Here is a 22,179-nt window from a genome sequence, read left to right on the forward strand (position 1 = left end):
GGTCGCCTCCGCCGTGTTAGCAGCAGACGGGGGGAGCATCGCAGGGCGCCCTAGCGCCCGAGGAGCGGAGCGGAGGAGGCGGCCGGGGTACACGGTCATGGCGGACACCTTAACCAGGAGTTGTTTGCCCGGCTGACTACCCATGTGCGGTGGTCACAAAGCACGCGGTAACGACTGTGTATTTGCCCTACAGGCGGAAGTTGACGGTATTACTGTGAACTCCGCTGACAAGAGAGACGTAGGTCACGGCCTGGAGGGCGACCCATGCGAGCTGCGCCTCCGCCCCCGGAGTTGCGGAGCCGGAGCTATGAGCGCCGACGGAAGCGCCGACGCCGCCGGCGCATTCTGCTGGCGAGCGCGGCGGCGGTCGTGTTCTCGTTGACGATCACGTCCGTGACCGCGGTGCTGGTCCATCGCTCCAGCACGGTCGGCCCGGAGAGCCCGAAGGTCGCCGCCGAGCAGTTGCTGCGCAGCATGGCGCAGAACAGCATCAACGAGTTCGAGCAGGCGCTCTGCGAGCCGAAGCGCTACCAGGCGAGCGCGATCCTGCGCGAGTTCAACAGCGGCCTGGTCGACTTCGGCCAGGAGCTGGACGACATCTCGTGGCGCATCACCAAGGAGACCCGTCGCAGTGCGGACGAGGTCGAGCTCGACATGGACGTCACGTTGAGGGTCGTGGAGAAACGGACCGGCGAGCCCGACGACCGCCCGTTCCCCATGCGCATGCAGGTCGTCCAAGACCGCGGCTGGTACATCTGCGAAATCGAGATCCTCACCCTGTAGGCGGCCCGCCCAGAACGACGCTGACAGCCGCGCGCAAGGCCTTGAGACCACACAAAGGTCGAGGCGGCCTTGCGCGCGGATGCCAGCGTCGCCCTGGACGGGCTCCAGGTCCGTAGCACTACAACTGCCGAGCTGCTAGCGGCGGCGGCCGGCGGCTATGGCGGTGCGGCGTTTGAGGAAGTCTCGGACGACGTACTCGCCCAGGTTGTCGGCGTCGGACGTGAAGATCCGGCCACCGTTCCGGCGCGCCACCTCGGTCATGAAGTCGATCAACCGCGGATCCTCGCCCAGCATGAACACGTTGATCGCGATGCCCGACCGGGTGGCCTTGTCGACCTCGGCCAGCGTCAGCGCCAGCGTCTCCGGCATCGGCGGCCACATGAACACCGCTTCGCCGTCCCGCTCCAGGTGAGCGGTCGGCTCCCCGTCGGTCACCACCAGCAGGATCGGCTCGGCGTCGCCGTGCCGGGACAGGTGCCGCCGCGCCAGCATCAGCGCGTGCTGCAGGTTCGTGCCCTGCACCGGGTCGAAGTCCAGCCCGGCCAGCTCCGCCGGGCGCAGCGGCCGGGCGTACTGGCTGAACCCGATCAGCTCGATCGAGTCCTGCGGGTACCGGGTGGTGACCAGGTGGTGCAGCGCGAGCGCGGTCGACTTCGCCGCGCCCCACGTCCCGTTCAGCTCCATCGAGTACGACAGGTCGACCAGCAGCGCGACCGCCGCCCGTGACCGCTGCTCGGTCTCCACGACCTCGAAGTCGTCCACGATCAGCCCGACGCCGTCGGCCGAGGGCCCGGCGCGGAGGACGGCGTTCCGCACGGTGCGGACGACGTCCAGCGGCTGGGTGTCGCCGAACTGCCAGCCCCGGCTGCTGCCGGTCAGCTCGCCCGCTCCGCCCGCGTCCGGGATGTCGTGATCGCCGCGCGGCCCGTCGTGCAGCTGGGCGAACACCCGCCGCAGCGCCGTGGCGCCTAGCCGACGCAGCGCCTTCGGCGCCAGCTCCAACTGACCGTTGCGGTTCTGCAGCCACCCCTGCCGGGTCAGCTCCCGCTCGATCCGTCGCAGGTTGGCCAGGTCGTCGACGGCCTCCCGCCCCAGCGCGCGCTGCACGAGCTCTTCGTCGACGTCGTCCAAGCCGGCACCGGCGTACTGCTGACCGAGTTGCCGGTCCAGCGACTCGACGTCGGAGAGTTCGGCGATCGCGCTGGTGGCGTCGCCCATCCCCATGCCTTCCTGGCCGGACATCCGTGGGTCGCCGCCCCACCGCAGGTCCGGACGGGCGGCCCGGAGCTGCTGGTTGAGCCGCTCCAGCTCGGTGGAGAGCCCGAGGTCCCCGCCGAACATGGAGTCCATCAGGCTGCCCAGCTCGGCCCGTTGCTCGGCCGTGAGGCCGTCCATCATCCGCTGAGTAGCGGCGGCCCGCCGCGCCAGCTGGTCGATCAGCTCGTCGATGCTGTTCGGCCGCTCCGGGAAGAACTCGCCGTGCCGGTCGAGGAACCGGTCGAGGTCGTCCTGACCGGCCTCGCCCCGCGCGTGCTTGCTGAGCAGATCGTTGAGGTCCGCGATCATGTCCCGGACGCGCTGCATGTCCTCGGGCGAGGCGTTCTCGAGCGCCTGCTTCATCCCGGAGAACTGGCTGTCGAGCACCTCCCGGCGCAGCAGGTCCTGGATCTCCTGGTACTTGCTCGCGGCCTCGGGGGAGCGCCACTGCCGGTCAGCCAGCGCGCGGACGGCGCTCGCGGTTTCGCTCGGCAGAGCGTCCAGCTCGGCTTCGTCGAAGCGCGCCAGATCGTCGGGATCGGCGAACAACGCACGCTTCTCCGCCTCGAGCGCCTGGTCGAGCAGCTCCCGGACCTGCTCCAGGGTGCCGTCCAGGCGCCCGGAACGGCGCAGTTGGTCACGTCGGCGGCGTAGCCGTCGGCGCAGGTCGTCCAGCCCGGAGAGGCCGTCCCGGCCGCGCTGCAGCAGCCGACGCAGTGCGTCGGCCGGCGTCGAGCCGGCCAGGATGTCGTCGCCGATCCCGTCCAGTGCTTCGCGGACGTCGAACGGCGGCGCGAGCGGGTCGGCACCGCCCGACCAGCGGCCGTACCGGTACCCGCCGCGTCGGCGAGGGGGCGGTGGGGGTTCCAGCGGTTCTGCGGTCATCGTCTACCCCCTCGGGGTCAGGAACCGTAGAGGGTCTGACCGTCGGCCACGTCCTTGGCCAGCCGGCGGTTGAGGTGGAGCCCTTCCATCGCGAACTCGACCGCGGCGGCGGCCAGACCCGGCGACTCCGCCCCGTCGGGCACGCCGAGCCGTTCGAGGATCTGCGCCAGGCCGGGCACCGTGCCGAGCTGGTGTAGCAGGTCGGCGGCGGCGACGTTCTCGCCGGCCATCACCGTGCTGCCGCCTTCGAACTTCGTCTGCAGCCCGGAGAGGTCGACGCCGGCCAGGTACCGCCGGAACGTCCTGGCCACCGCACGACGGAGCAGATGGTCGAGGACCTCGATCTCCCGGCCGTCCTCCAGGTCGCCGGAGAGATCGGCGAACTCCACCTTGCCCCGGCTGGCCGGAACCACCGAGGGCAGGTCGCTGACCCGGGCGACCGGTGTCTCGCCGGTCCGGGCCGCCCGCCGCACCGCGGAGGCGGCGACGGTCTCCAGCGCGGCGATCGCGAACCGGGCCGAGACGCCGGACCGCTGGTCGACCTGCGGTGCCTCCCGGACCTCCCGGGTGAAGCGGGCGATGACCTCCCGCAGGTGGTCGGGCACGACCGGCTCACCCAGCGGCTCGTCCGGCCAGGTGACCAGCGCCTCCTGCTCGATCACGGCCAGTTCGCCGGTGAGGTCGAGCGGGTAGTGCGTGCGGATCTCCGCGCCGAACCTGTCCTTGAGGGGCGTGATGATGCGCCCGCGGTTCGTGTAGTCCTCGGGGTTCGCGCTGGCGACCACGAGCAGGTCGAGCGGCAGGCGCAGCGTGTAACCGCGGACCTGGACGTCCCGCTCCTCGAGCACGTTGAGCAGCGAGACCTGGATCCGCTCGGCCAGGTCGGGGAGTTCGTTCACGGCGATGATGCCGCGGTTGGTGCGGGGGACCAGTCCGTAGTGGATGGTCTCCGGGTCGCCGAGCGTTCGGCCCTGGGCGACCTTGATCGGGTCGACGTCGCCGATCAGGTCACCGACGGACGTGTCCGGGGTGGCGAGCTTCTCGCCGTAGCGGAACGAGCGGTGCAGCCACTCGACCGGTGTGGCGTCGCCGAGTTCGGCGACGAGGTTCTGCCCGTACACGCTGATCGGCGCGAACGGGTGGTCATTGAGTTCGGAGCCGGCGATCACCGGGGTCCACTCGTCGAGCAGGGAGACCAGCGACCGGATCAGCCGGGTCTTGCCCTGGCCGCGTTCGCCGAGCAGTACCAGGTCGTGGCCGGCGAGCAGAGCCCGCTCCAGCTCGGGGAGGACCGTGTCGTCGAATCCGAGGATTCCGGGGACGGAGGGTTCGCCGGCCCGCAGCCGGGCCAGCAGGTTGTGCCGGATTTCGGCTTTCACGCCGCGGTAGGGGGTCCCGGCGTCCCGCAGGGCGCCGAGAGTGGTCGGTTCGGGCCGGGCTGCCGCCTCGGCCGCCGAGGCATCACGCGTCACGGTCCGACGCTACGTCGGAATCCCGAGCCTTGCGAGGCTGTGCACCCTTTTCCGCCTTCGGCGCCTCGACCTCAGCCGACCTCAGCAGTCACGGGCTACGAAGAACGCAGTCACGGGCTACGAAGAACGCAGTCACGGGCTACGAAGAACGCAGTCACGGGGACGAGATGGAACGCACCAATTGCACGGTCGCGCCGTCTCCGTCGTAGATCGTGACTCGTTGGCAGATTTGCCGGGCTAGCCACAGGCCGCGTCCCCGCTCCTGCGCAGTCCCCGGCGGGCGGTACCCGGCGACCAGCGAGTTGACGATCGGCTGGGCGCTCCAGATGTCGCAGTACAGGCAGTCGCCGTCCCGCCAGAAGCGTCCGACGCCCAGGCCGCCGCCGTGCTCGACGGCGTTGCTCGCGATCTCGTAGATCGCGATCAGGAACTCCTGCGCGTCGTCCTCGACCATCCCGGCGTCCCGCGCCCAGCCCAGCGTGGCCTGCCGGACGGTCGGGATCTCCGCCGCGTGGAACTCGATCGTCATCGCGTCGGCCGGTACGACCAGCCGTGCCGGCTGCGGACGCGCGGCCAGGAACTCCGCCGCCGGGACGTAGACCGACGAGTTCGAGACGCCCGACGTGCCCATCGTCGAGGGGTGGGTGTGGTGAGCCACCTCCAGCACTCCCGGGTCGAGAACGCTGGCGTCGTAGGCGCAGCAGAGGTCGACGGGTAGGCCGGCGAGTGCGGTGTTCAGCACCGACTCGTAGTCCTCCCACTCCGCGCCGCCGGTCCGGTCGTCCCAGCGGATCTCGGTGAGCACCCGCAGACGCTGCCCACGGCGCGCGCACCGTTCGGCCCGCCGGGCGTAGCCGCCGATCGTCCAGGCCGGTACGCGGTGCCATTCCCGGTCGTCGACCACCTCGACGCGGGTGGCCAGGGAGCCCAGCGCCGCGGTCAGCTCGGCGGCACGCGGGCTCGCCACCACGACGGTGTCACCCGCAGCGATGCCCTGCCGGACGTACTCGGTCGCGCATCCGAGGAAATCGTCGACGGAGGAGTAGACGAGCGCGTGGTGTTCGAGCATCGGCCCCGCGCCGGGGGGCGGATCGCCATCGATCTGTGCGGCGGTCAAGGCCGACCCGAAGGAGTCAGGCGGGGAACCCGCTGAACGGCTCCCACCGCAGAGCGCACAGTCGTCTCCTGCCCGTCGTCTCCCAGATGCACCGGCACTACCCGCATACCGGATTAGTAATCGCACCGGCGCCGGTCAGGGTAACCACCGTTCTTCGCCCCTCGCAGCACCCCCGGCACCAGAGGTACACCAACCACCCAAGAGTGGCAGGGACCAGGCGGGTCCGGCCCGTCCTCCGGAGCGGGGTGCTGGCACGATCGTCGATATGCCGAGCACCGACTCGTTGGACACCCCAGCCGAGGTGGACACCCCTGCCGGGACGGGTGATCCCGCTGTCCTGGTGACGCCCGCCGATGTCCGGGCTGCGCGGGACGCGCTCGCCGGTGTGGTGCGGCGGACGCCGCTGGAGGAGTGCGAGCCGCTCCGCCGCCTGGTCGGCGGACCGGCGTACCTGAAGTGCGAGAACCTGCAGCACGCGGGCTCGTTCAAGCTGCGCGGAGCGTACCTGCGGCTGGCGCGGCTCTCGCCGGAGGAGCGAGCCACCGGGGTGGTCGCGGCGAGCGCGGGCAACCACGCCCAGGGCGTGGCGCTCGCGGCCCGCCAGGTGGGGACGCACGCCACCGTCTTCATGCCGGTGGGCGCCTCGCTGCCGAAGGTGGCGGCCACCCGCGAGTACGGCGCCACCGTCGAACTGGTCGGCAACAGCATCGACGAGGCGATGGCGGCGGCCACCCGGTTCGCCCGGGAGCGCGGCGCGGTCTACGTCCACCCGTTCGACCATCCGGACGTCGTCGCCGGACAGGGCACCGTCGGGCTGGAGATCCTGGAGCAGTGCCCGGACGTCCGGACGATCGTCGTGCCGACCGGCGGTGGCGGGCTGGTCGCCGGGATCGCGTCGGTGGTCACCACCGAGCGTCCGGACATCCGGCTGATCGGCGTGCAAGCGGCGGGTGCCGCCGCGGTACCGCCGTCGCTGGCGGCCGGACACCCGGTCGCGCTGGCCGAGATGCGGACGATGGCCGACGGCATCGCCGTCGGACGCCCCGGCGAGCTGACCCTCGCCCACATCAGCGCGCAGGTCGCCGAGGTGCGGACGGTCACCGAGGAGCAGCTCTCGCAGGCGCTGCTGTTCGGACTGGAGCGGGCGAAGATGGTGGTGGAGCCCGCAGGTGCGGCCGCGCTCGCCGCGGTGCTGGCCGACCCGGGAGCCTTCCAGGCGCCGGTCGTCGTCGTGCTCTCCGGCGGCAACATCGACCCGCTGCTGCTGCTCCGGGTGATCGAGCACGGCATGGCAGCCGCCGGCCGGTACGCCGACCTGACCGTGCGGTTCGCCGACCGTCCCGGCATGTTGGCGGGGCTGCTCGGCGTCCTGGCGCGGCACCGGGCCAACGTTCTGGACATCGCTCACGTGCGGCACGACGCCGCGCTGCGGGTCGGCGACGTCGAGGTGTCGCTGACGCTGGAGACGGACGGCCCCGACCACTCCCACCGGACGATCAACGCACTGCGGGCCGCAGGCTACTCAGTGGAGTGACCCGCGGCCCGCAGTGAACGGGAATCAGCCGCCGAACGGCTCGAGCTTGGCGATCGTGACGTTGATCTTGGCGCCGCTCGGGGCGTCGTAGCTCACCTTGTCGCCCGGCTTGTGGTCGAGGATCGCGGAGCCGAGCGCGGACTCCGGGGAGTACACGGTCAGGTCCGTCGTCGACGAGATCTCCCGGGAACCGAGCAGGAACGTCTCGGTGTCGTCGGGGTCGTCGTCGAACTGGACCGTGACCACCGTGCCGGGCACGACGACGGTCGCCGTGGTGGGCGCCTCGCCGACGCGCGCGCTACGGAGCAGGTCCTCGAGCTGCCGGATCCGGCCTTCCTGCTTGCCCTGCTCCTCCTTGGCGGCGTGGTAGCCACCGTTCTCACGGAGGTCGCCTTCCTCGCGGCGCGCGTTGATCTCCGCCGCGATCACCGGGCGGTTCGACTTGAGCTCCTCGAGCTCGGCCTTCAGCCGGTCGAACGCCTCCTGGGTGAGCCAGGTTGCGCGCGCCTCATCGGTCGTAGACACGGGTGCTCCTCGGGGGTCAACGGATAGATCGGGTGGAACGGAGCTTCATAGGATAGCCCGGTAGAGCGCTTCCGGGCCGGGCTCGGGGAAGCCCAGTGCAGTCACGTGGTTACTCAGCCGATTCGTTTTCGGCCGCGCGCACCGCGTCAACCCCGCCAGGGACCGAGCCTTCGTCGTCTCCTGGCGTGATCGCCTGCCGTGCGTCTCACCACGCTGACTACCTCTCTCGCCGCCTCGGGAGGACGCCCCCAGGCGACCGGATGATCAGGATGACATCCCCATGCCATTTCGTTCAACGATTGGCGCCCCCCGAAGTGCCCACGCGGACGGCGAAGTTTCGGGCTTCGCAGGTCAGGGGCAGGACTCAGCGCTGGGGGCGGGCTGCTCAGCCGACTCCTCCGGGCTGGGCTCGGTGGTCTCGTCCGGCTCCTCGGTCGGGTCGGCCAGGGGACGCGCGGTAGCGGACGCGGGTGCGTCGGCTGCGGGTGCGTCGGCGGCCATGGCCGCCATGGCCGCCGCGCAGGTCGGGGTGGGGCGGGAGGCCGCGCCCGGACGGCTGGTGCGGCCGGGTCGGCCGGTCCGACTGGGCGCCTCGGGGCGGGTCGGTGGGTTCCCGGCGCCCGACTCCTCGTCGGGTCCGCCGTCGTCGCCGGCGGGTGGAGCCGCCGGAGCACCGGGGCGTGCGGCTCCCGGCGTGGCACCCGGCCCGCCCGGAGTGCCCGCCGTCGTCGTCGGGCGCGGAGCGACCTGACCGTCCGGGCCGGGCGTCGGCTGGGTGCCCGTGGTCGGTGCGCCGTCCGGTCCCGGGGTGGTGCTGGGGGAGACCGCCGCGAACGGCGGTGCGCTGGTGTCGACCCGGTCGCTCGGCTGCGCGTGCAGCATGGCCAGCGTGACGCCGAGGACGCCGACCGCGACGGTCATGCCGGCGGTCGAGAGCCCGAGCCGTGCCGGTGCCGGGGACTGGGGTGGCCGGTGCCGTCCGGTGTAGCTGCGCCGGGCCCGTCCCGACCGCTCCGGGTACCGCGCCACGTCCGACCGGTCCGAGCGCGGGACCAGGGCCAGTGGGTGCTCGCGGTAGTCGACGGTTTCGGCCGCGGACGGCACGGCGGGGAGGTCGACGGTCGTGGCGTCGTCCGGATCTCGGCGCACCACCGGGAGCGAGTCGGTCGTGACGTCGCCGAGCGGCCGAACAGGCGGCAACGGCAACCGCCCGGACCACTCCGGCGGTACTGCGGGAAATTCCTCGGTGACGTCGGAGAGCTGGTCGTACGCGCTGGTCCGCGCGGCGTCGTAACCGGCCCGGTCGAGTTCGGCAGCGTCGGCGTCGGCCCGGTCGCGTTCGGCGGCCCTGGCGCGGGCCCAGTAGAGCGGGTCGGCCGTCTCCGCCCCGTGCCGGGACGCCCCGGGCCGAGACGCCCCCTGCCGGGACGCCCCATCACGGGACGCCCGATCACGAGACGCCCCATCACGAGATGCGGAGTGCCGAGCAGCCATACGGGTGACGTCTCCGCTCGGTCGTGGTGACAACCGTCAGCGTCGAAAGCCGGCGGCTACGTGCGGAAGACCCCCTCACGCACTAGCCAGGTAACCTCGGGAAATCGTCAGCGGCGAGGCTGCTGTCCCGATGCGATCCCGCTACCCGAGGGGACCGTCCGTCGTTCGGGGGAACGGATGGCCCTCCGGGCACAGTTCACCCCCGCCCCTCCACTACCCCGACGACGCTGCGCCCTCCGTGGTTCACTGCGCCGGCCTGCAGCCCGCCGTCTCACCGCTGATCGCCCGCTTCGTCGTGGTGAGCGTGACGATCTGGTTGACGACGGCGTCGCCCGCCGGAACCGAGATCTCCGTCCGGCCGACCTCGGAGCCGTCCTCCGCCCGGGAGCGCACCGCGCACCGCAACGGCGTCTCGCGTGCGCCGGAGACCTCCACCTCGATCCGCACGGCACGGTCGGACGTCACCGAGTAGCGCAGTACCCGCGCCTCGACGTGGTCGTCGCCGTAGGTCGTGTAGAGCTTTCCGGCGACGCCGATCCCGGCGATCACCACGACCGCGACCAGCGCTGGGACCAGCCATCGGGGATAGCTGCGTGGTGACCGTCGCCGGCCGTACCGGTCGGGTGGAAATACTGGTGCGGTCACGAGCGCTCCGGTAGAGGGGTCGGCGAGCCGCTGTCACGGCGATCTCGCCGGTCGTGGACAATTCATCTATCAGCTACGCAGCAACGTATCCCGACCTGCTTTGGACGAGGTGGTCGGTGCGCCGCGCGGTAGCACCGAGGTGAGGGAGAACCGGCGCGTGTCCGAGCAGATGACCCCTTTTCACCCCCCGGGTGTCGCTGAGGTCGAGCGGCCGCAGCAGTCGCCGGTCGAAAAGAGTTCACTCCGGCTGATGGCTGTGCACGCTCATCCGGACGACGAGTCGAGCAAGGGCGCCGCCACGATGGCGCGATACGTCAAGGCCGGCGTCTCGGTGCTGGTGGCGACCTGCACCGGTGGCGAACGGGGCTCGGTGCTCAACCCGCAGATGGACCGTCCCGACGTCTGGGCGAACCTCAGCGACATCCGCCGGGTGGAGATGGAGCGGGCGCGCGAAATCCTCGGCGTCGACCAGGCCTGGCTGGGGTTCGTGGACTCGGGACTGCCGGAGGGCGACCCGCTGCCCCCGCTCCCGGAAGGATGCTTCGCGCTGCAGCCGCTGGAGGTGGCCGCCGCGCCGCTGGTGCGGCTCGTCCGTGAGTTCCGGCCGCACGTGATCCTCACCTACGACGAGAACGGCGGCTACCCGCACCCGGACCACATCATGTGCCACCAGGTCTCGGTCGAGGCCTTCGAGGCCGCCGGTGATCCGGACCGATACGTCGAGCAGGGTGAGCCCTGGCAGCCGTTGAAGCTCTATTACCACATGAGTTTCAGCAAGGATCGGGTCGTCGCGCTCGACGACGCGATGCGGGCGGAAGGCCTCGAGTCGCCGTACGCCGAGTGGCTGGAGAAGTGGCCGGACGATCGGCCGGACCCCGGGTCGCGGGTCACCACCCGGATCAACTGCGGCGAGTACTTCGGGGTGCGGGACGACGCGCTGCGGGCGCACGCGACGCAGGTCGACCCCAACGGACGCTGGTTCGGCGTGCCGTTGGAGATCCAGCAGCGGGTATGGCCGACCGAAGACTACGAACTGGCCCGGTCGGCTGTGGCGAGCGGGCTGCCGGAGGATGATTTGTTCGCAGGAGTACGGGAGGCGGTGAAGACCCGATGATCGTCGAAGCGCAGGCCACCGTCATCGAGGCGGCGAACAACTTCGGTGACACGCGGGAGGGCGCCGGAGCGGGACCGATGGCGCTCGCCGTCGTCGCCCTGCTGGCGATCGCGACGATCCTGCTGTGGCGGAACATGACCGCCCGGATCAAACGGTTGCCGGCGTCGTTCGACCGCACGGAAGACCCGAAGACAGCCCCGGACGAGGCCGAGAGCACGAACAAAGCCGCGAAGGCGGCTACCGAGACGACCGCGGCGCGCACGGATGCCGTTGCTGCGGATCCCACCGGCGCCGACGCCGGTTCCACCGAGCGCTGACCACGCACGGGGCGGTCCCGGTCGAGAGGTACGTCCGACCGGGCATCGCCCCCTCCGTGGCCCGCTGGCCTGATTTCGGCGGACGCTTCGGCGGTGACACGACCTGTACGCAGGGTCGGCCCGCCGCCCGCGTCGGTGACTCGCCGTATTGGCGAACCGACGTTGCGCGTATGGCGTCTCCACCTGTGCCGGAAATTGGGCGACTTCCCTTATTCGGGCACGCAGAGTAATCTTCGGTTGAGAGCGCGCGGGTGCATTCGAATCCGCGTCTTTTACCTGTCGTTCATCCGCGGAGGCCCGGCCGGTAACGCTTTGCCTATGAATAGATTACGCCGCGTGCAAGGACGCCGTTAGCGTTCGGCCACTTTTCGTGCCAGCGGGTGAACGCACATTAATGATTGACCATTGATGCGACTTCACGTATCGGGATAGCGCTACTACTCTCGGCGTACTGCTATTCGGGAGTCGAGTCGGAAACAGCGAACTAATTGCGACCGGATAATTCGGCTTACGTTGTCTGGCGTTCGGATGGCGAAACGCGGCGGACGGGGGTTATCCGTCCTCCGTAACCGAACGTGTACGGATCGGTGTCGTTGGCAGCCGGCGGTGGAACTCGGAGAGGGGGTACCGGCGATGCGTGGCGCGACGTGGGGCTGAAATTAACCTGAGGGAACAGTGTGAATGGTTGGACCGGTGTGACAGGAGGTGTTTAGTGATGCGTGGAGCTACCTGGGGCTGAGTTCGGCCGCATGTGTCTGTTCGGTCCGAGGCGACGGAGGTGAGGACGTGCGCGGCGCGACGTGGGGCTGAGAGTCGGATGTGGACTTCGGTGACGAGATCGGCGGGAGGTGTTGGCAGTGCGAGGCGCAACGTGGGGCTGAACCGAACGGACGCCGGTGGAGTGCCTAGGGATGCGTGAGGAGGACGTCGTGCGTGGCGCAACGTGGGGCTGAACGCACCGTTTGTGGCGAGAGTGGTATCTCGTGACTCCGGAGAATGGAGGGAATCGCCATGCGTGGCGCGACATGGGGCTGAACCCGAAACCGGGCCGGGAAGTGCATGTAGAAGGGAGTTGCGTGAGTCGCGGTGCCATCTGGGGCTAAACTGCGCAGCGTAGTGAGTCCGTCATTCACGGCTCACAAATTCGTGGATGATCGCGCTTCCTTCGCGTGAGTCGGTAAAGCTCACCCATCTATCGCCTCGTAACCCGTGACGCACCCGCCCTCCGTCGGAGAGGATCGTCGTGGCGTGACCGTATCGGTCACGCGGTCGGCACCCAGGGAGGCGGCGTGGACGCGGTTATCGGCGCCCAGCGATTGTCGCTTCCCAGTCGCCTTCGCGCCTTGATCACAGGTATGACCGTATTAGCGGCGGTCTGTATTGCCGGCGTCGCGCTGACATTGCCCGCGCCCGGCCCGGACTGGTGGGCCATCCCGCTGGTCACCGTGATGGTGGCGATCAGCCGCCTCTGGATCGTGCGCCGGTACATCGGCGGCAGCGGCATTCTCGTCGACTGGGGAGAAGCGGTCCTCATCGTCGGCCTGGTCCTGCTCCCGCCTGCCTGGACCGTGCTGACCGCTGCGCTCGGTACCGCGGTTGCCATGGCGTGGAAGAGGTTCGACCCGGTCAAGGCCTGGTTCAACGTGGCCACCACGATCGTCGGCGTCAGCGTCGCCGCGACCGTGATGATCGCGATCGCAGGCGCGCAGCCCGATCCGATCAGCTGGCGTGGTGCCTTGGCGCTCACCGTCATGGCGACGATCTCGGCGGTCGTCAGCGAGCTGGCCTGTGCGGGAGCGGTCGCGTTCTCCCGCGGTGACACCTACCGTTCGGTCGTTTTCGACGGTGCCGGCACCCGGACGCTCGGCCTGCTGATGAATCTCGCGATCGGCGCGATGATTCTCGCGGTCGCCCGGTACGCGCCGTACCTGTTGGTCGTCCTGCCGCCGGTCACCTGGTTGTTGATCGAAGGCTTCGCCGGTCGCGTACGAACCCGGATCGAGCGCCGGATGTGGCAGCGACTTTCCGCGGCGACCCGAGAGATGGGGCACCTCGACATCGACGCGGTATTGCGGACCGCGATCGTCGAATCAGCCAAGCTGTTCTCCGCGGACGTCGTCGAGGTCGAGTGGAAACGGGCCAACGGCGACTCGGTGCTCACTCGCGGTGACGCTGCCGGCAAGATCTGGCAGGGCAAGCCCGGCGTCTACCGCCCCGAACAGAGCGCCTACCCCGTCTCGCTGGTGAACGGGTCCGGCCCGTCCTTCGGTGAACTGCGTCTGTGCTTCCGTTCGCAGGTCCGGCTCCCCGAGCGCGAGCAGCTCGCCCTCGCGTCACTGGGCAGCGCACTCGCCGGCACCATGCAGAACGCGTACGTCCACCAGCAGCTGCACGACCTGGCGACGCAGGACGCGCTGACCGGCCTGGCAAACCGGGCCTGTCTGATGGCGGAGGGCAACGCGGTCCTCACCAGCGGGCACGGCACGGTCGCGCTGCTCCTGCTCGATCTCGACCACTTCCGCCAGGTCAACGACACCCTCGGCCACGAAGCCGGGGACGAGCTGCTCCGGGTCGTCGCCGACCGGCTCGGCACCCGCGTGTCGCCGGGGGAGACGCTGGCCCGGCTGCACGGCGACGAGTTCGCGCTGCTCATGCCCGGCCAGGCGGATCTGGCGGCGGCGTCCGCGCACGCGCACGAGCGCGGCGAGGCGTTGCTCGGCGCGCTGGGCGGTCCGCTCGTGGTCGACGGCGTCGAGCTCTCGGTCGAAGCGACGGCCGGTGTCGTGGCCGCCGAGACCGGCGGATGCGACATGGTCGAGCTGCTCCGCCGGGCGGACTCCGCGATGTACCGGGCGAAGGCGGGCGGCGTGCAGCTGCTGGAGTTCGACGCGGCCCTCGACACGGCCAGCGTCGACCGCCTGGCCTTGGCATCGGAGATGCAGGCCGCGCTCGCCGCCGACGACCAGATCGTCATCCAGCTGCAGCCGAGCGTCGACCTGGAGGATGGTGTCCCGCTCGGCGCCGAGGTGCTGGTGCGCTGGCGCCACCCCCGTCGGGGAATGCTGGCGCCCGCCGCGTTCATCCCCGACCTGGAGCACACGGACCTGATCGCGCCGCTGACGCGGAGGGTGTTCGAGCTCGCCCTCGGCACCTACCGCGCCTGGCTCCTCGACGGCGTGGACGCCCCGGTAGCGGTCAACCTCTCCGCCCGCTCGCTGCTGGACCGGGACCTGCCAGAGGAAGTCGGCCGGCTGCTCACCGAGTTCGACGTGCCACCCGACCGGCTGGTGCTCGAGATCACCGAGACCGCGATGATGAGCGAGCTGGAGGTCGTCGACGAGGTGCTCAGCGCGCTCCGGGCGCTGGGCGTGCGGCTCTCGCTGGACGACTTCGGCACCGGTTTCTCGTCGCTGACTTCGGTGGCGCGGGTGACCGTCGACGAGATCAAGATCGACCGGCAGTTCGTCATCGCGATGGGCAGCTCCCGGCAGGCCGAGGCCGTCGTCCGCATGACGGTGGGCCTGGCGCAGACGCTCGGGCTGCGGGCCATCGCCGAGGGCGTGGAGACGGCCCAGCAGCGCACCGAGCTGATGAAGCTGGGATGCCACGGCGCCCAGGGCTTCTTCTTCTACCCGCCGCTCGACCCGGACGAGGCGAAATCCGTGCTGGCTGGGCGCGGCACGTTCGGTGGGTGACGGTTCCCACGAACGTCCACGGTTGAGCTTTAGCGGGATCGACAAATACCGTTAACTACGCCTTATCTTGCTCCGTCGTGGCGTCACCTGCCGGAATACTCGGTTGGTTGAGGTGGGCCTCGTGTGGAGCACTTGGTCGGCTGAGGCACGATGGAGCGGCTGACCGCGCCCCGACGCCGTTCTGCGGCGCAACGTCTCCCCACGGAGTTGCTCGTGACCACCCCCGCACCGCCATCGGCGTCCCCCTCCTCCTCGGCTCTGCGCCGCTGTGTGGCTCTGCTGGTGGCGCTCCTGGCGAGCGCTCTGGTGGTAGCAGGCTGTTCCTCGTCCGGCGGTGGCAACGAAGGCAACGGCGGCGGCGACCCCACCACCTCCCCGTCACCCGCCGGACCGAAGCTGACCGTCACCCCGGCTGCCAACGCCACTGCGGTCCCACCGGTGACGCCGATCAGCCTCTCGATCGACAAAGACACGATCACCGCCGTCTCGGTGAAGTCCGACGACGGCGACGAGGTGAAGGGCGCGGTCGGCGCCGACAAGCGCAGCTGGGCCAGCACCGGCAAGCTCTCCTTCGGCGCGACCTACACGGTCTCGGTGACGACGACCGGGTCGGCGACGCCGCTCACCTCGAAGTTCTCCACCGTCCCGACGCCGTCCGGCGACAGCTCGGTACGGACGTCGAGCATCCTGGGCGACGGCAAGACCTACGGCGTCGGAATGCCGATCATCCTGAAGCTCAGCCGCTCGGTGAAGAGCGACGCCGCCCGGGCCAAGTTCGAGAAGATGCTCAAGGTCACCTCGAACCCCACGACCACCGGTGCGTGGGGCTGGATCAGCTCGACCGAACTGCATTTCCGTCCGGCCGAGTACTGGGCAGCCGGCAGCACGGTGCACGTCGAGGTGGACACCGCGGGCCGGGCGATCGCCGACGGCGTCTGGGGCCGGACCGACCTCACCGTCGACTTCAAGATCGGCGCCAAGCGCGAGGTGATCGCCGACTCCGCGACCCACACCATGAAGGTGCTCGAGGACGACGAGGTCGTGAAGAGCATGCCGATCAGCCTGGGCAAGCCGAAGTTCCCCTCCAGCAGCGGCACGATGGTGATCATCGACAAGCGGCGTGAGGCGATGTTCGACTCGTCGACGTACGGGCTGGCGGTTGACTCGCCGGACGGTTACCGCACCAAGGTCGAGTACCCGATGCGCCTCACCTGGGGCGGCGAGTTCATCCACAGCGCGCCCTGGTCGGTCGCCGACCAGGGCAAGCGGAACGTCTCCCACGGCTGCCTCAACGTCGGCCCGGACAACGCGGTCTGGCTCTACAACCGGCTGCAGGTCGGTGACCCGGTCACGGTGAAGAACACCGAGACGAGGGTGGAGCTCGGCAACGGGTACAGCGAATGGTCGCTGAGCTTCACCGAGTGGCTGACCCACTCCAAGGGCGGCGTCGTCACGACGGGCTAGGGCCAGCAGCGGGCGCCGGAGTTCCCGAGGCCGTGGCCGCTGGGGCCGGCGGACCGGCGGGGGGCTCCGTCCCACGAGCCGCCGCGGCCTCCTCCTGCGCCCGCAGCCCGCTTTGGTGGCGCAGGGGAAGCTCCGGCAGCAGCCACAGGATCGCGACGCCGACCAGCATGATCGCGGCGGCCATCAGGAACACCGTGCTCATCGCGTCCGAGAAGCCGACTCTGAACGGATGCGCGACCACGTCGTCCAACGTGTCGAGAAACGACGTGTCCGACAGCGACCCGTCGGCCATCTCCAGCGTCGCCGCCTCGCTCGGGTTGTCGGCCAGCGCCGCCTGGAACGCGGGGTCCTTCTCGGCGTCGGCGAGCGCCGCGCGGATCGCGCCGGTCAGCCCGGAGAACAGCACCGAGAGGAACACCGCGGTGCCGAGCGTCCCGCCCATCTGGCGGAAGAACGTGACCGCGGCGGTCGCCACCCCCATGTCCCGCGGGTCGACCGCGTTCTGCACCGCGAGGATGACCGGCTGCATGTTGACGCCGAGCCCGGCGCCGAACAAGGCCATGATCAGCATCGTCTCCCATAGCGGCGTGTCCGCGCCGATCCGGGAGAACAGCAGCAGCGCGAGCGCCATCAGGATGCCGCCGGTCAGCGGGAAGATCCGGTAGCGCCCCGTGCGCGTGATGATCGTGCCGGAGACCCCGGCGGCGGCCATGATGCCGATCACCAGCGGCAGCATCTGCAGGCCGCCCATCGTCGGCGACGAGCCCTTGACGATCTGCAGGTACTGCGGGAGCAGCGCCATCGCCCCGAACATGCCCATGCCGATGATCAGGCTGGCCGCCGAGCCCACCGCGTACGTCCGCTCCCGGAACATCCGCAGCGGCAGCAGCGCCTCGTCGCCGTAGAGCTGCTCGGCGAGGAGGAACAGCGCGATCCCGATAACGCCGACCGCATAGCACCCCACGGCCCGACCGGACCCCCAGCCCCACTCCCGGCCCTGCTCGGCGACGGTCAGGAGTGGCACCAGCGCGAGCACCAGCGCGAGCGCGCCGGGCCAGTCGATCCGATGGTCGCGGGGGCGGTGCGGGACGTGCAGCACCCGGTAGACGACGACCAGCGCGACCGCACCGATCGGCAGGTTGACCCAGAAGATCCAGCGCCAGCCGGCCGCGCCGAGGAACGAGTCGGCGCCGGCGAAGAACCCGCCGACGACCGGCCCGAGCACGCTGGACGTTCCGAAGACCGCCATGAAGTAGCCCTGGTACTTGGAGCGTTCCCGGGGCGGGACGATGTCGCCGATGACCGCGAACGCCAGCGACATCAGGCCGCCGGCCCCCATCCCCTGGATCGCCCGGTACGCCGCCAGCTCGTACATCGACGACGCGATCCCGCAGAGCAGCGACCCGACGAGGAACAGCGCGATCGCGGCCAGCAGGAGGGGCCTGCGGCCGAAGATGTCGGACAGCTTGCCGTAGAGCGGCGTGACGATCGTCGACGTGATCAGGAACGCGGTCGTCGCCCACGCCTGCAGGTCGAAGCCGTTGAGGTCGTCCGCGATGGTGCGGATCGCCGTGGCCACGACGGTCTGGTCCAGTGCGCTCAGGAACATCCCGAGCATGAGCCCGATCAGGATCGTGACGATCTGCCGATGGGTCAGCTCACCCGACGGAGTTTCGCGCTCGGGCGTCCCGTGATTAGTCACGATTCAGTCTAAAAGGAGCATTCCGCCCACTCACCCGCACGCCACGGGCTCGCGCTGGCCGATTTTCGGGAAGACCACCTCTGGGACGGCGGCGAGGTGGTCTTCCCGAAAACCCGCGCCACAGGCGGTGATCAGGAGGCGCGGAGCGGGCTTAGCGTGTTGCCCCAGCGGCCGAGTTCGTCAAGCATCGTGCCGGCCGACGCCTCGATCAACTCGTTCGGCGTGAACAGTCCGTCCTCGACGAACTGCTGCACGAACGGGATCGTCACGGCCTCGGTCAGCGTCACGACCTTGAGCGCTTGGAGAACCGGCTTGAACGCCTGGGCGGCGCGCAGGCCACCGGAGACACCGCCGTAGGTGACCAGCCCGGCCGGCTTGTGCTGCCACTCGGTGTGCAGGTAGTCCACGGCGTTCTTCACCGCGGCGGTGAAACTGTGGTTGTACTCGGCGAGGACGAACACGAAGGCGTCCGCCGCGCCGACCCGCGCTGCCCAGTCTTTCGTGTGCTGGTGGGTGTACTGCCCGAGCCGCGGGTGCTTTGGCTCGTCCAGCAGCGGCAGGTCGATCGCGCCCAGGTCGGCGAGGTCGATCTCGTCGAAGCCGCCGTGCTTCGCGGCCGCCGTCTCCACCCACTGCCCGACCGGCAGCCCGATCCGGCCCGGACGGGTGCTGGCGACGATGATCTGCAGCCTGGACATCGAGTGGCTCCTTGCTCGGTAAGGGTGTTCCCCCTTTGGTTACCCCAACCAACCATGCCGAGCGAGGGTGGATTCCGGAGAGCGGGAACGACGTCACCGGGGGATGACCGGCAACAGGATGTGCGAGGCCCGCTCCGCGTCGTGGAACACGGTCTGGTGCTGCATGGTGAGATCGGCCTCGGTCGCCTCCGCGGACAGCTTTCCGTTGCCGGGATTGCGGTCGAAACGGGGGAAGTTGGAGCTCGCGACGTCGACCCGGATCGAGTGGCCCGCCTTGAACACCTGGCTGGTGGCGACCAGGTCGATGCGGTACTCGTACGGCGTCCCGGGAGTGATCGGGTCGGGGGCGTCCACCCCGTTGCGGTACCGGGCCCGCACGATGCCGTCCGCGACGTTCAGCGCGGTCCCGTCCGGGTGGACGTCGATCAGCTTGGCGGTCCAGTCGGTGTCGGCCGCGTCGGTGGCCGCGTACAGCACGACGGTGAGCGGGCCGGTCACCTCCAGGTCCGCGTCGAGCGGCGGACTGACGAACCGCAGGATGTCCGTCCGGCCGTCGAGGACGCGCTGGTCGTGCGGTCCCGCGGTGTTGAACTCCGGAAAGAGCAGGCTGCCCCCGACCGTCGGCACCGGGTCGCGCGGGTCGGAGACGAACGTCGACGTCCCGGTCGAGGTGGCCGGTCCGAGCGAACCCCCCGCTCGCAAGTACCAGGGAGTGAACACCGTACGGGCGAGCGGCCACTCCTGCTCGTCCCGCCAGACGTTCTCGCCCATCACGAAGATCTTCACCGGCGGACGCGCCGGGTTCGGCTCCCCATCGGTCACGACCTCCCGGAGGAACCCGAGCTGATCGGCCTCCAACTGCAGGATCATCGCCGGTGACCCGGGCCCGAAGTACGCCTCACCCGCCCCGTTCGCGTGCAGACCGCCGTGCGTCCATGGCCCGATGACCAACGGGCCACCCAGCGCTGCGTGGTTCTCCAACGTCCCGGAGAGGAACAGGTCGTACCAGCTCGCGACGTGGTAGACCGGCACGTCGATCGCGGCGTAGTTGTCCCGCGGGGTGCCGAACTTCGTCCAGTACTCGTCCCGGCTGGGGTGGTCCAGCCAGTCGGCCCAGAACGGCGAGGCGCCGGGCAGGCCGAGGGCGTCCCGGAGCGGGAGCGCGCTGCGGGCGGCGTCCGGGTCGAACATCGCGGGCAGCGCGGCGCCGAGCAGCGACCCGGCGTCCTCCCCGGCGAGCATCGCGTGCTGGCCGCCGAGCAGCCCCTGCATCGCCGCCCAGCCCTGCGCCGAACCGAGTGCGAGCGCGCCGCCGATGTAGGTGAGGTCGTCGTAGAAGTCCGCGGGTGTCTGCGCCGCGACGATGCCGACGTAACCCTCGGGCCGTTCGATCGCGGTCTGCAGCGCGGTGCCGGCGACGTACGAGATGCCCCAGCCGACGACCAGCTCGTTCGACCACGGCTGCGCGGTGACCCACCGGACCGTGTCCGCGCCGTCGGACGGCTCGTCCGCCCAGGGCTCGAACATCCCGTCGCTGGTCCCGCGTCCGCGGCAGTGCTGGATCACGACCGCGAACCCGGCCTCCAGCGCCGGCACCACCGGCATGGCACGTCCCAGGCCCTCGCCGTACGGGTTGCGGACCAGCAGCGTCGGCACCGGCTCACCCTCCGCGGGACGGTGGACGTCCGCCCGGAGGATCGTGCCGTCCCGCATCGGGATCGGCTGGTCGTGTACCGCGGTGACCGCTAACGGCGCACGGTCGAGCTTGCGCATTCAGGCTCCCTCTCGGTTACGCAGAACCCGGCGGAGGATCTTGCCCGCCGGAGACTTGGGGATCGCGTCGACGAACTCGACGGCCCGGATCCGCTTGTACGGCGCCACCCGCTCGGCGACCCAGGACAGGAGCTCGGCCTCGCCCGGCGTCCCGACGACGAACGCCTTGGGTGCCTCGCCGCCCTCGGAGTGCGGAACACCGATCACCGCGGCGTCCCGGACGTCCGGGTGAGTGAGCAGCAGCGCCTCCAGCTCGGCCGGAGCGACCTGGTGGCCCTTGTACTTGATCAGCTCCTTCAGTCGATCGACCACCCACCAGACGCCGTCGGAGTCGACGCGCAGGATGTCGCCGGTTCGGAGCCACCCGTCCTCGACCAGCGTCTCCGCGGTGGCGGCCGGATTGCCCAGGTAGCCGGCCATCACCTGCGGACCCCGGGCCCACAGCTCGCCCTCGGCGTCGCAGTCCTCGGCGTCGCAGTCCTCGCCGGTCGCCGGATCGACCAGACGTGCCTCGGTATTCGGGACGAGGCGGCCGACGCACCCGGACGAGAGGACCCCGACCTCCTCGTCGGCGACGAACGTGAGCCCGGGGGAGGCCTCGGTCATCCCGTAGCCCTGCCCGATCCGCACGCCGGTGCGTGCGGTGGCCCGGGCGGCGACCTCCACGTCGAGCGGTGCGGCGCCGGACATCGCCAGCCGCAGCGACGACAGGTCGTACGCGTCCACTTCGGGTGCGTTCGCCAGCGCCAGGACCAGCGGTGGGGCGAAGTGACCGCGGGTCACCCGGTACCGGGCCACCAGCCCGAGGTACGCCGACAGCCCGAAGCGGGGCAGCGTCACCTGGGTGGCGCCCGCCCGCAGCGCGTAGTTGAGGATCATCGTCGTGCCGTAGATGTGGTAGTACGGCAGCACGGCGGCGCACACGTCGTCGCTGGTCAGCCGGTACAGCGGTGCGTGCTGGGCGAGGGTCGCGACCAGGTTGCGGTGGGTCAGCATCACCCCTTTCGGGGTTCCGCCGGTGCCGCTGGAGTACGGCAGCAGCGCGACTCCGTCGCTCCCGACCCGGGGCAGGCGCGCCCCGCTCGTGAGGGCACGCTCGCCGTTGGCGACCAACTCGTCGAACGCGGCGTCCTCCAAAACCACAACATCCATCTGGACGTCGGACCGCGCGCCGTCGGCGGTCGCCTGCCGTGCGGCCGCGGTCCGGACCGTATCGGCGACTGCTGCCGCCGCGAAGGCGAGCACCGCGCCCGAGGCGGCCAGCTGCCGTGCGATCTCCTCGGCGGTGCAGAGCGGGTTGATCGGGGTCACGGTGGCGCCGGTCGCGAGCACCGCGTGGAACGCGACCGCGTACCGGGGTTGGTTGTGGGTGACCAGCGCGACGACGTCGCCCCGCCCGATACCGGACGTCACCAGCGCGGCGGCCAGGAACCGCACGCGGTCGGCGAGGTCGGAGAAGCCGATCTCCTCACCGGTGGCGCCGTCGATCAGCGCCGGATGGCCGCCCCGCGCGTCCGCGCCGGCCAGGACGTAGTCGCTGACGGACACGTCGGGGATGTCGACCGGGGGGTACGGGCTGCGGTGGATCCGGGCCACGCTGACCTCCTCGTCAGGTGCCGGGCCGTGGTGCGAAAACCGTATATTCGCCGGTGTCGAGCGTCAATCGATTGTCGTATGTTCGAGGTGGCCACGAGTTCCGCGCGC

At 70.3% G+C, this 22,179-nt stretch carries 16 protein-coding genes; 6 read left to right on the forward strand and 10 right to left on the reverse strand.

The genetic code is table 11. The features are described from left to right. Positions 1-264 precede the first annotated feature (264 nt). The gene (locus tag ABEB28_RS10210; protein ID WP_345727764.1) at positions 265-783 is read left to right on the forward strand and encodes a hypothetical protein; all 519 of its coding nucleotides are present in this window, start codon (positions 265-267) and stop codon (positions 781-783) included. A 135-nt stretch (positions 784-918) separates the two neighbouring features. Here the strand turns inward: ABEB28_RS10210 and ABEB28_RS10215 are convergent, their stop codons facing one another. The 3 genes from ABEB28_RS10215 to ABEB28_RS10225 form a co-directional block, all read right to left on the reverse strand. Then, the gene (locus ABEB28_RS10215) at positions 919-2,925 is read right to left on the reverse strand and encodes a vWA domain-containing protein (RefSeq protein ID WP_345727765.1); all 2,007 of its coding nucleotides are present in this window, start codon (positions 2,923-2,925) and stop codon (positions 919-921) included. Between the two features lie 17 nt (positions 2,926-2,942). Beyond that, positions 2,943-4,397, reverse strand: coding sequence for a sigma 54-interacting transcriptional regulator (locus ABEB28_RS10220; RefSeq protein ID WP_345727766.1), 1,455 nt, complete (start codon positions 4,395-4,397; stop codon positions 2,943-2,945). A 154-nt stretch (positions 4,398-4,551) separates the two neighbouring features. Then, positions 4,552-5,514, reverse strand: a complete 963-nt coding sequence (locus ABEB28_RS10225; protein WP_345727767.1) for an anti-sigma factor RsbA family regulatory protein — start codon at positions 5,512-5,514, stop codon at positions 4,552-4,554. Between the two features lie 265 nt (positions 5,515-5,779). Here ABEB28_RS10225 and ilvA point away from each other — a divergent pair, with 265 nt between their 5' ends. Then, entirely contained in the window at positions 5,780-7,048 is a 1,269-nt protein-coding gene (gene ilvA, locus ABEB28_RS10230; protein ID WP_345727768.1) for a threonine ammonia-lyase, read from the forward strand. Positions 7,049-7,072: 24 nt separating this feature from the next. Here the strand turns inward: ilvA and greA are convergent, their stop codons facing one another. The 3 genes from greA to ABEB28_RS10245 form a co-directional block, all read right to left on the reverse strand. Further along, positions 7,073-7,573, reverse strand: a complete 501-nt coding sequence (gene greA, locus ABEB28_RS10235) for a transcription elongation factor GreA (protein ID WP_345727769.1) — start codon at positions 7,571-7,573, stop codon at positions 7,073-7,075. Positions 7,574-7,924: 351 nt separating this feature from the next. Continuing rightward, positions 7,925-9,067: a hypothetical protein gene (locus ABEB28_RS10240; RefSeq protein WP_345727770.1), complete on the reverse strand. Its 1,143-nt coding sequence runs from the start codon at positions 9,065-9,067 to the stop codon at positions 7,925-7,927. 243 nt (positions 9,068-9,310) lie between these two features. After that, entirely contained in the window at positions 9,311-9,712 is a 402-nt protein-coding gene (locus ABEB28_RS10245; protein ID WP_345727771.1) for a DUF4307 domain-containing protein, read from the reverse strand. A 250-nt stretch (positions 9,713-9,962) separates the two neighbouring features. Here ABEB28_RS10245 and mca point away from each other — a divergent pair, with 250 nt between their 5' ends. The 4 genes from mca (at position 9,963) to ABEB28_RS10265 (ending at position 16,302) form a co-directional block, all read left to right on the forward strand. After that, on the forward strand, positions 9,963-10,826 hold the full coding sequence (gene mca / locus ABEB28_RS10250) for a mycothiol conjugate amidase Mca (protein ID WP_345727772.1): 864 nt from the start codon (positions 9,963-9,965) through the stop codon (positions 10,824-10,826). Beyond that, complete coding sequence (locus tag ABEB28_RS10255) at positions 10,823-11,143, forward strand: hypothetical protein (protein WP_345727773.1); 321 nt, start codon at positions 10,823-10,825, stop codon at positions 11,141-11,143. Before mca ends, ABEB28_RS10255 begins: the two co-directional genes overlap by 4 nt. Before the next feature lie 1,355 nt (positions 11,144-12,498). Beyond that, complete coding sequence (locus tag ABEB28_RS10260; RefSeq protein WP_345727774.1) at positions 12,499-14,838, forward strand: putative bifunctional diguanylate cyclase/phosphodiesterase; 2,340 nt, start codon at positions 12,499-12,501, stop codon at positions 14,836-14,838. Between the two features lie 213 nt (positions 14,839-15,051). After that, a complete protein-coding gene (locus tag ABEB28_RS10265; protein WP_345727775.1) occupies positions 15,052-16,302 on the forward strand; it encodes a L,D-transpeptidase in 1,251 nt (416 codons plus the stop codon). Here ABEB28_RS10265 and ABEB28_RS10270 read toward each other — a convergent pair. The 4 genes from ABEB28_RS10270 to ABEB28_RS10285 all read right to left on the reverse strand — a co-directional run bounded on the left by ABEB28_RS10270 (position 16,289) and on the right by ABEB28_RS10285 (position 22,071). Then, positions 16,289-18,004, reverse strand: a complete 1,716-nt coding sequence (locus ABEB28_RS10270) for an MDR family MFS transporter (protein ID WP_345727776.1) — start codon at positions 18,002-18,004, stop codon at positions 16,289-16,291. The genes ABEB28_RS10265 and ABEB28_RS10270 overlap by 14 nt on opposite strands. A gap of 131 nt (positions 18,005-18,135) precedes the next feature. Next, a complete protein-coding gene (locus ABEB28_RS10275) occupies positions 18,136-18,702 on the reverse strand; it encodes an NADPH-dependent FMN reductase (protein WP_345727777.1) in 567 nt (188 codons plus the stop codon). A 93-nt stretch (positions 18,703-18,795) separates the two neighbouring features. Further along, positions 18,796-20,475 carry a CocE/NonD family hydrolase gene (locus ABEB28_RS10280; RefSeq protein WP_345727778.1) on the reverse strand — a complete coding sequence of 560 codons (1,680 nt, stop codon included), beginning with the start codon at positions 20,473-20,475 and terminating at the stop codon, positions 18,796-18,798. Then, positions 20,476-22,071 (reverse strand): AMP-binding protein, encoded by a 1,596-nt coding sequence (locus tag ABEB28_RS10285; RefSeq protein ID WP_345727779.1) that lies wholly within the window; start codon positions 22,069-22,071, stop codon positions 20,476-20,478. Positions 22,072-22,179 lie beyond the last annotated feature (108 nt).

The organism is Cryptosporangium minutisporangium, from assembly GCF_039536245.1.
Classification (GTDB): domain Bacteria; phylum Actinomycetota; class Actinomycetes; order Mycobacteriales; family Cryptosporangiaceae; genus Cryptosporangium; species Cryptosporangium minutisporangium.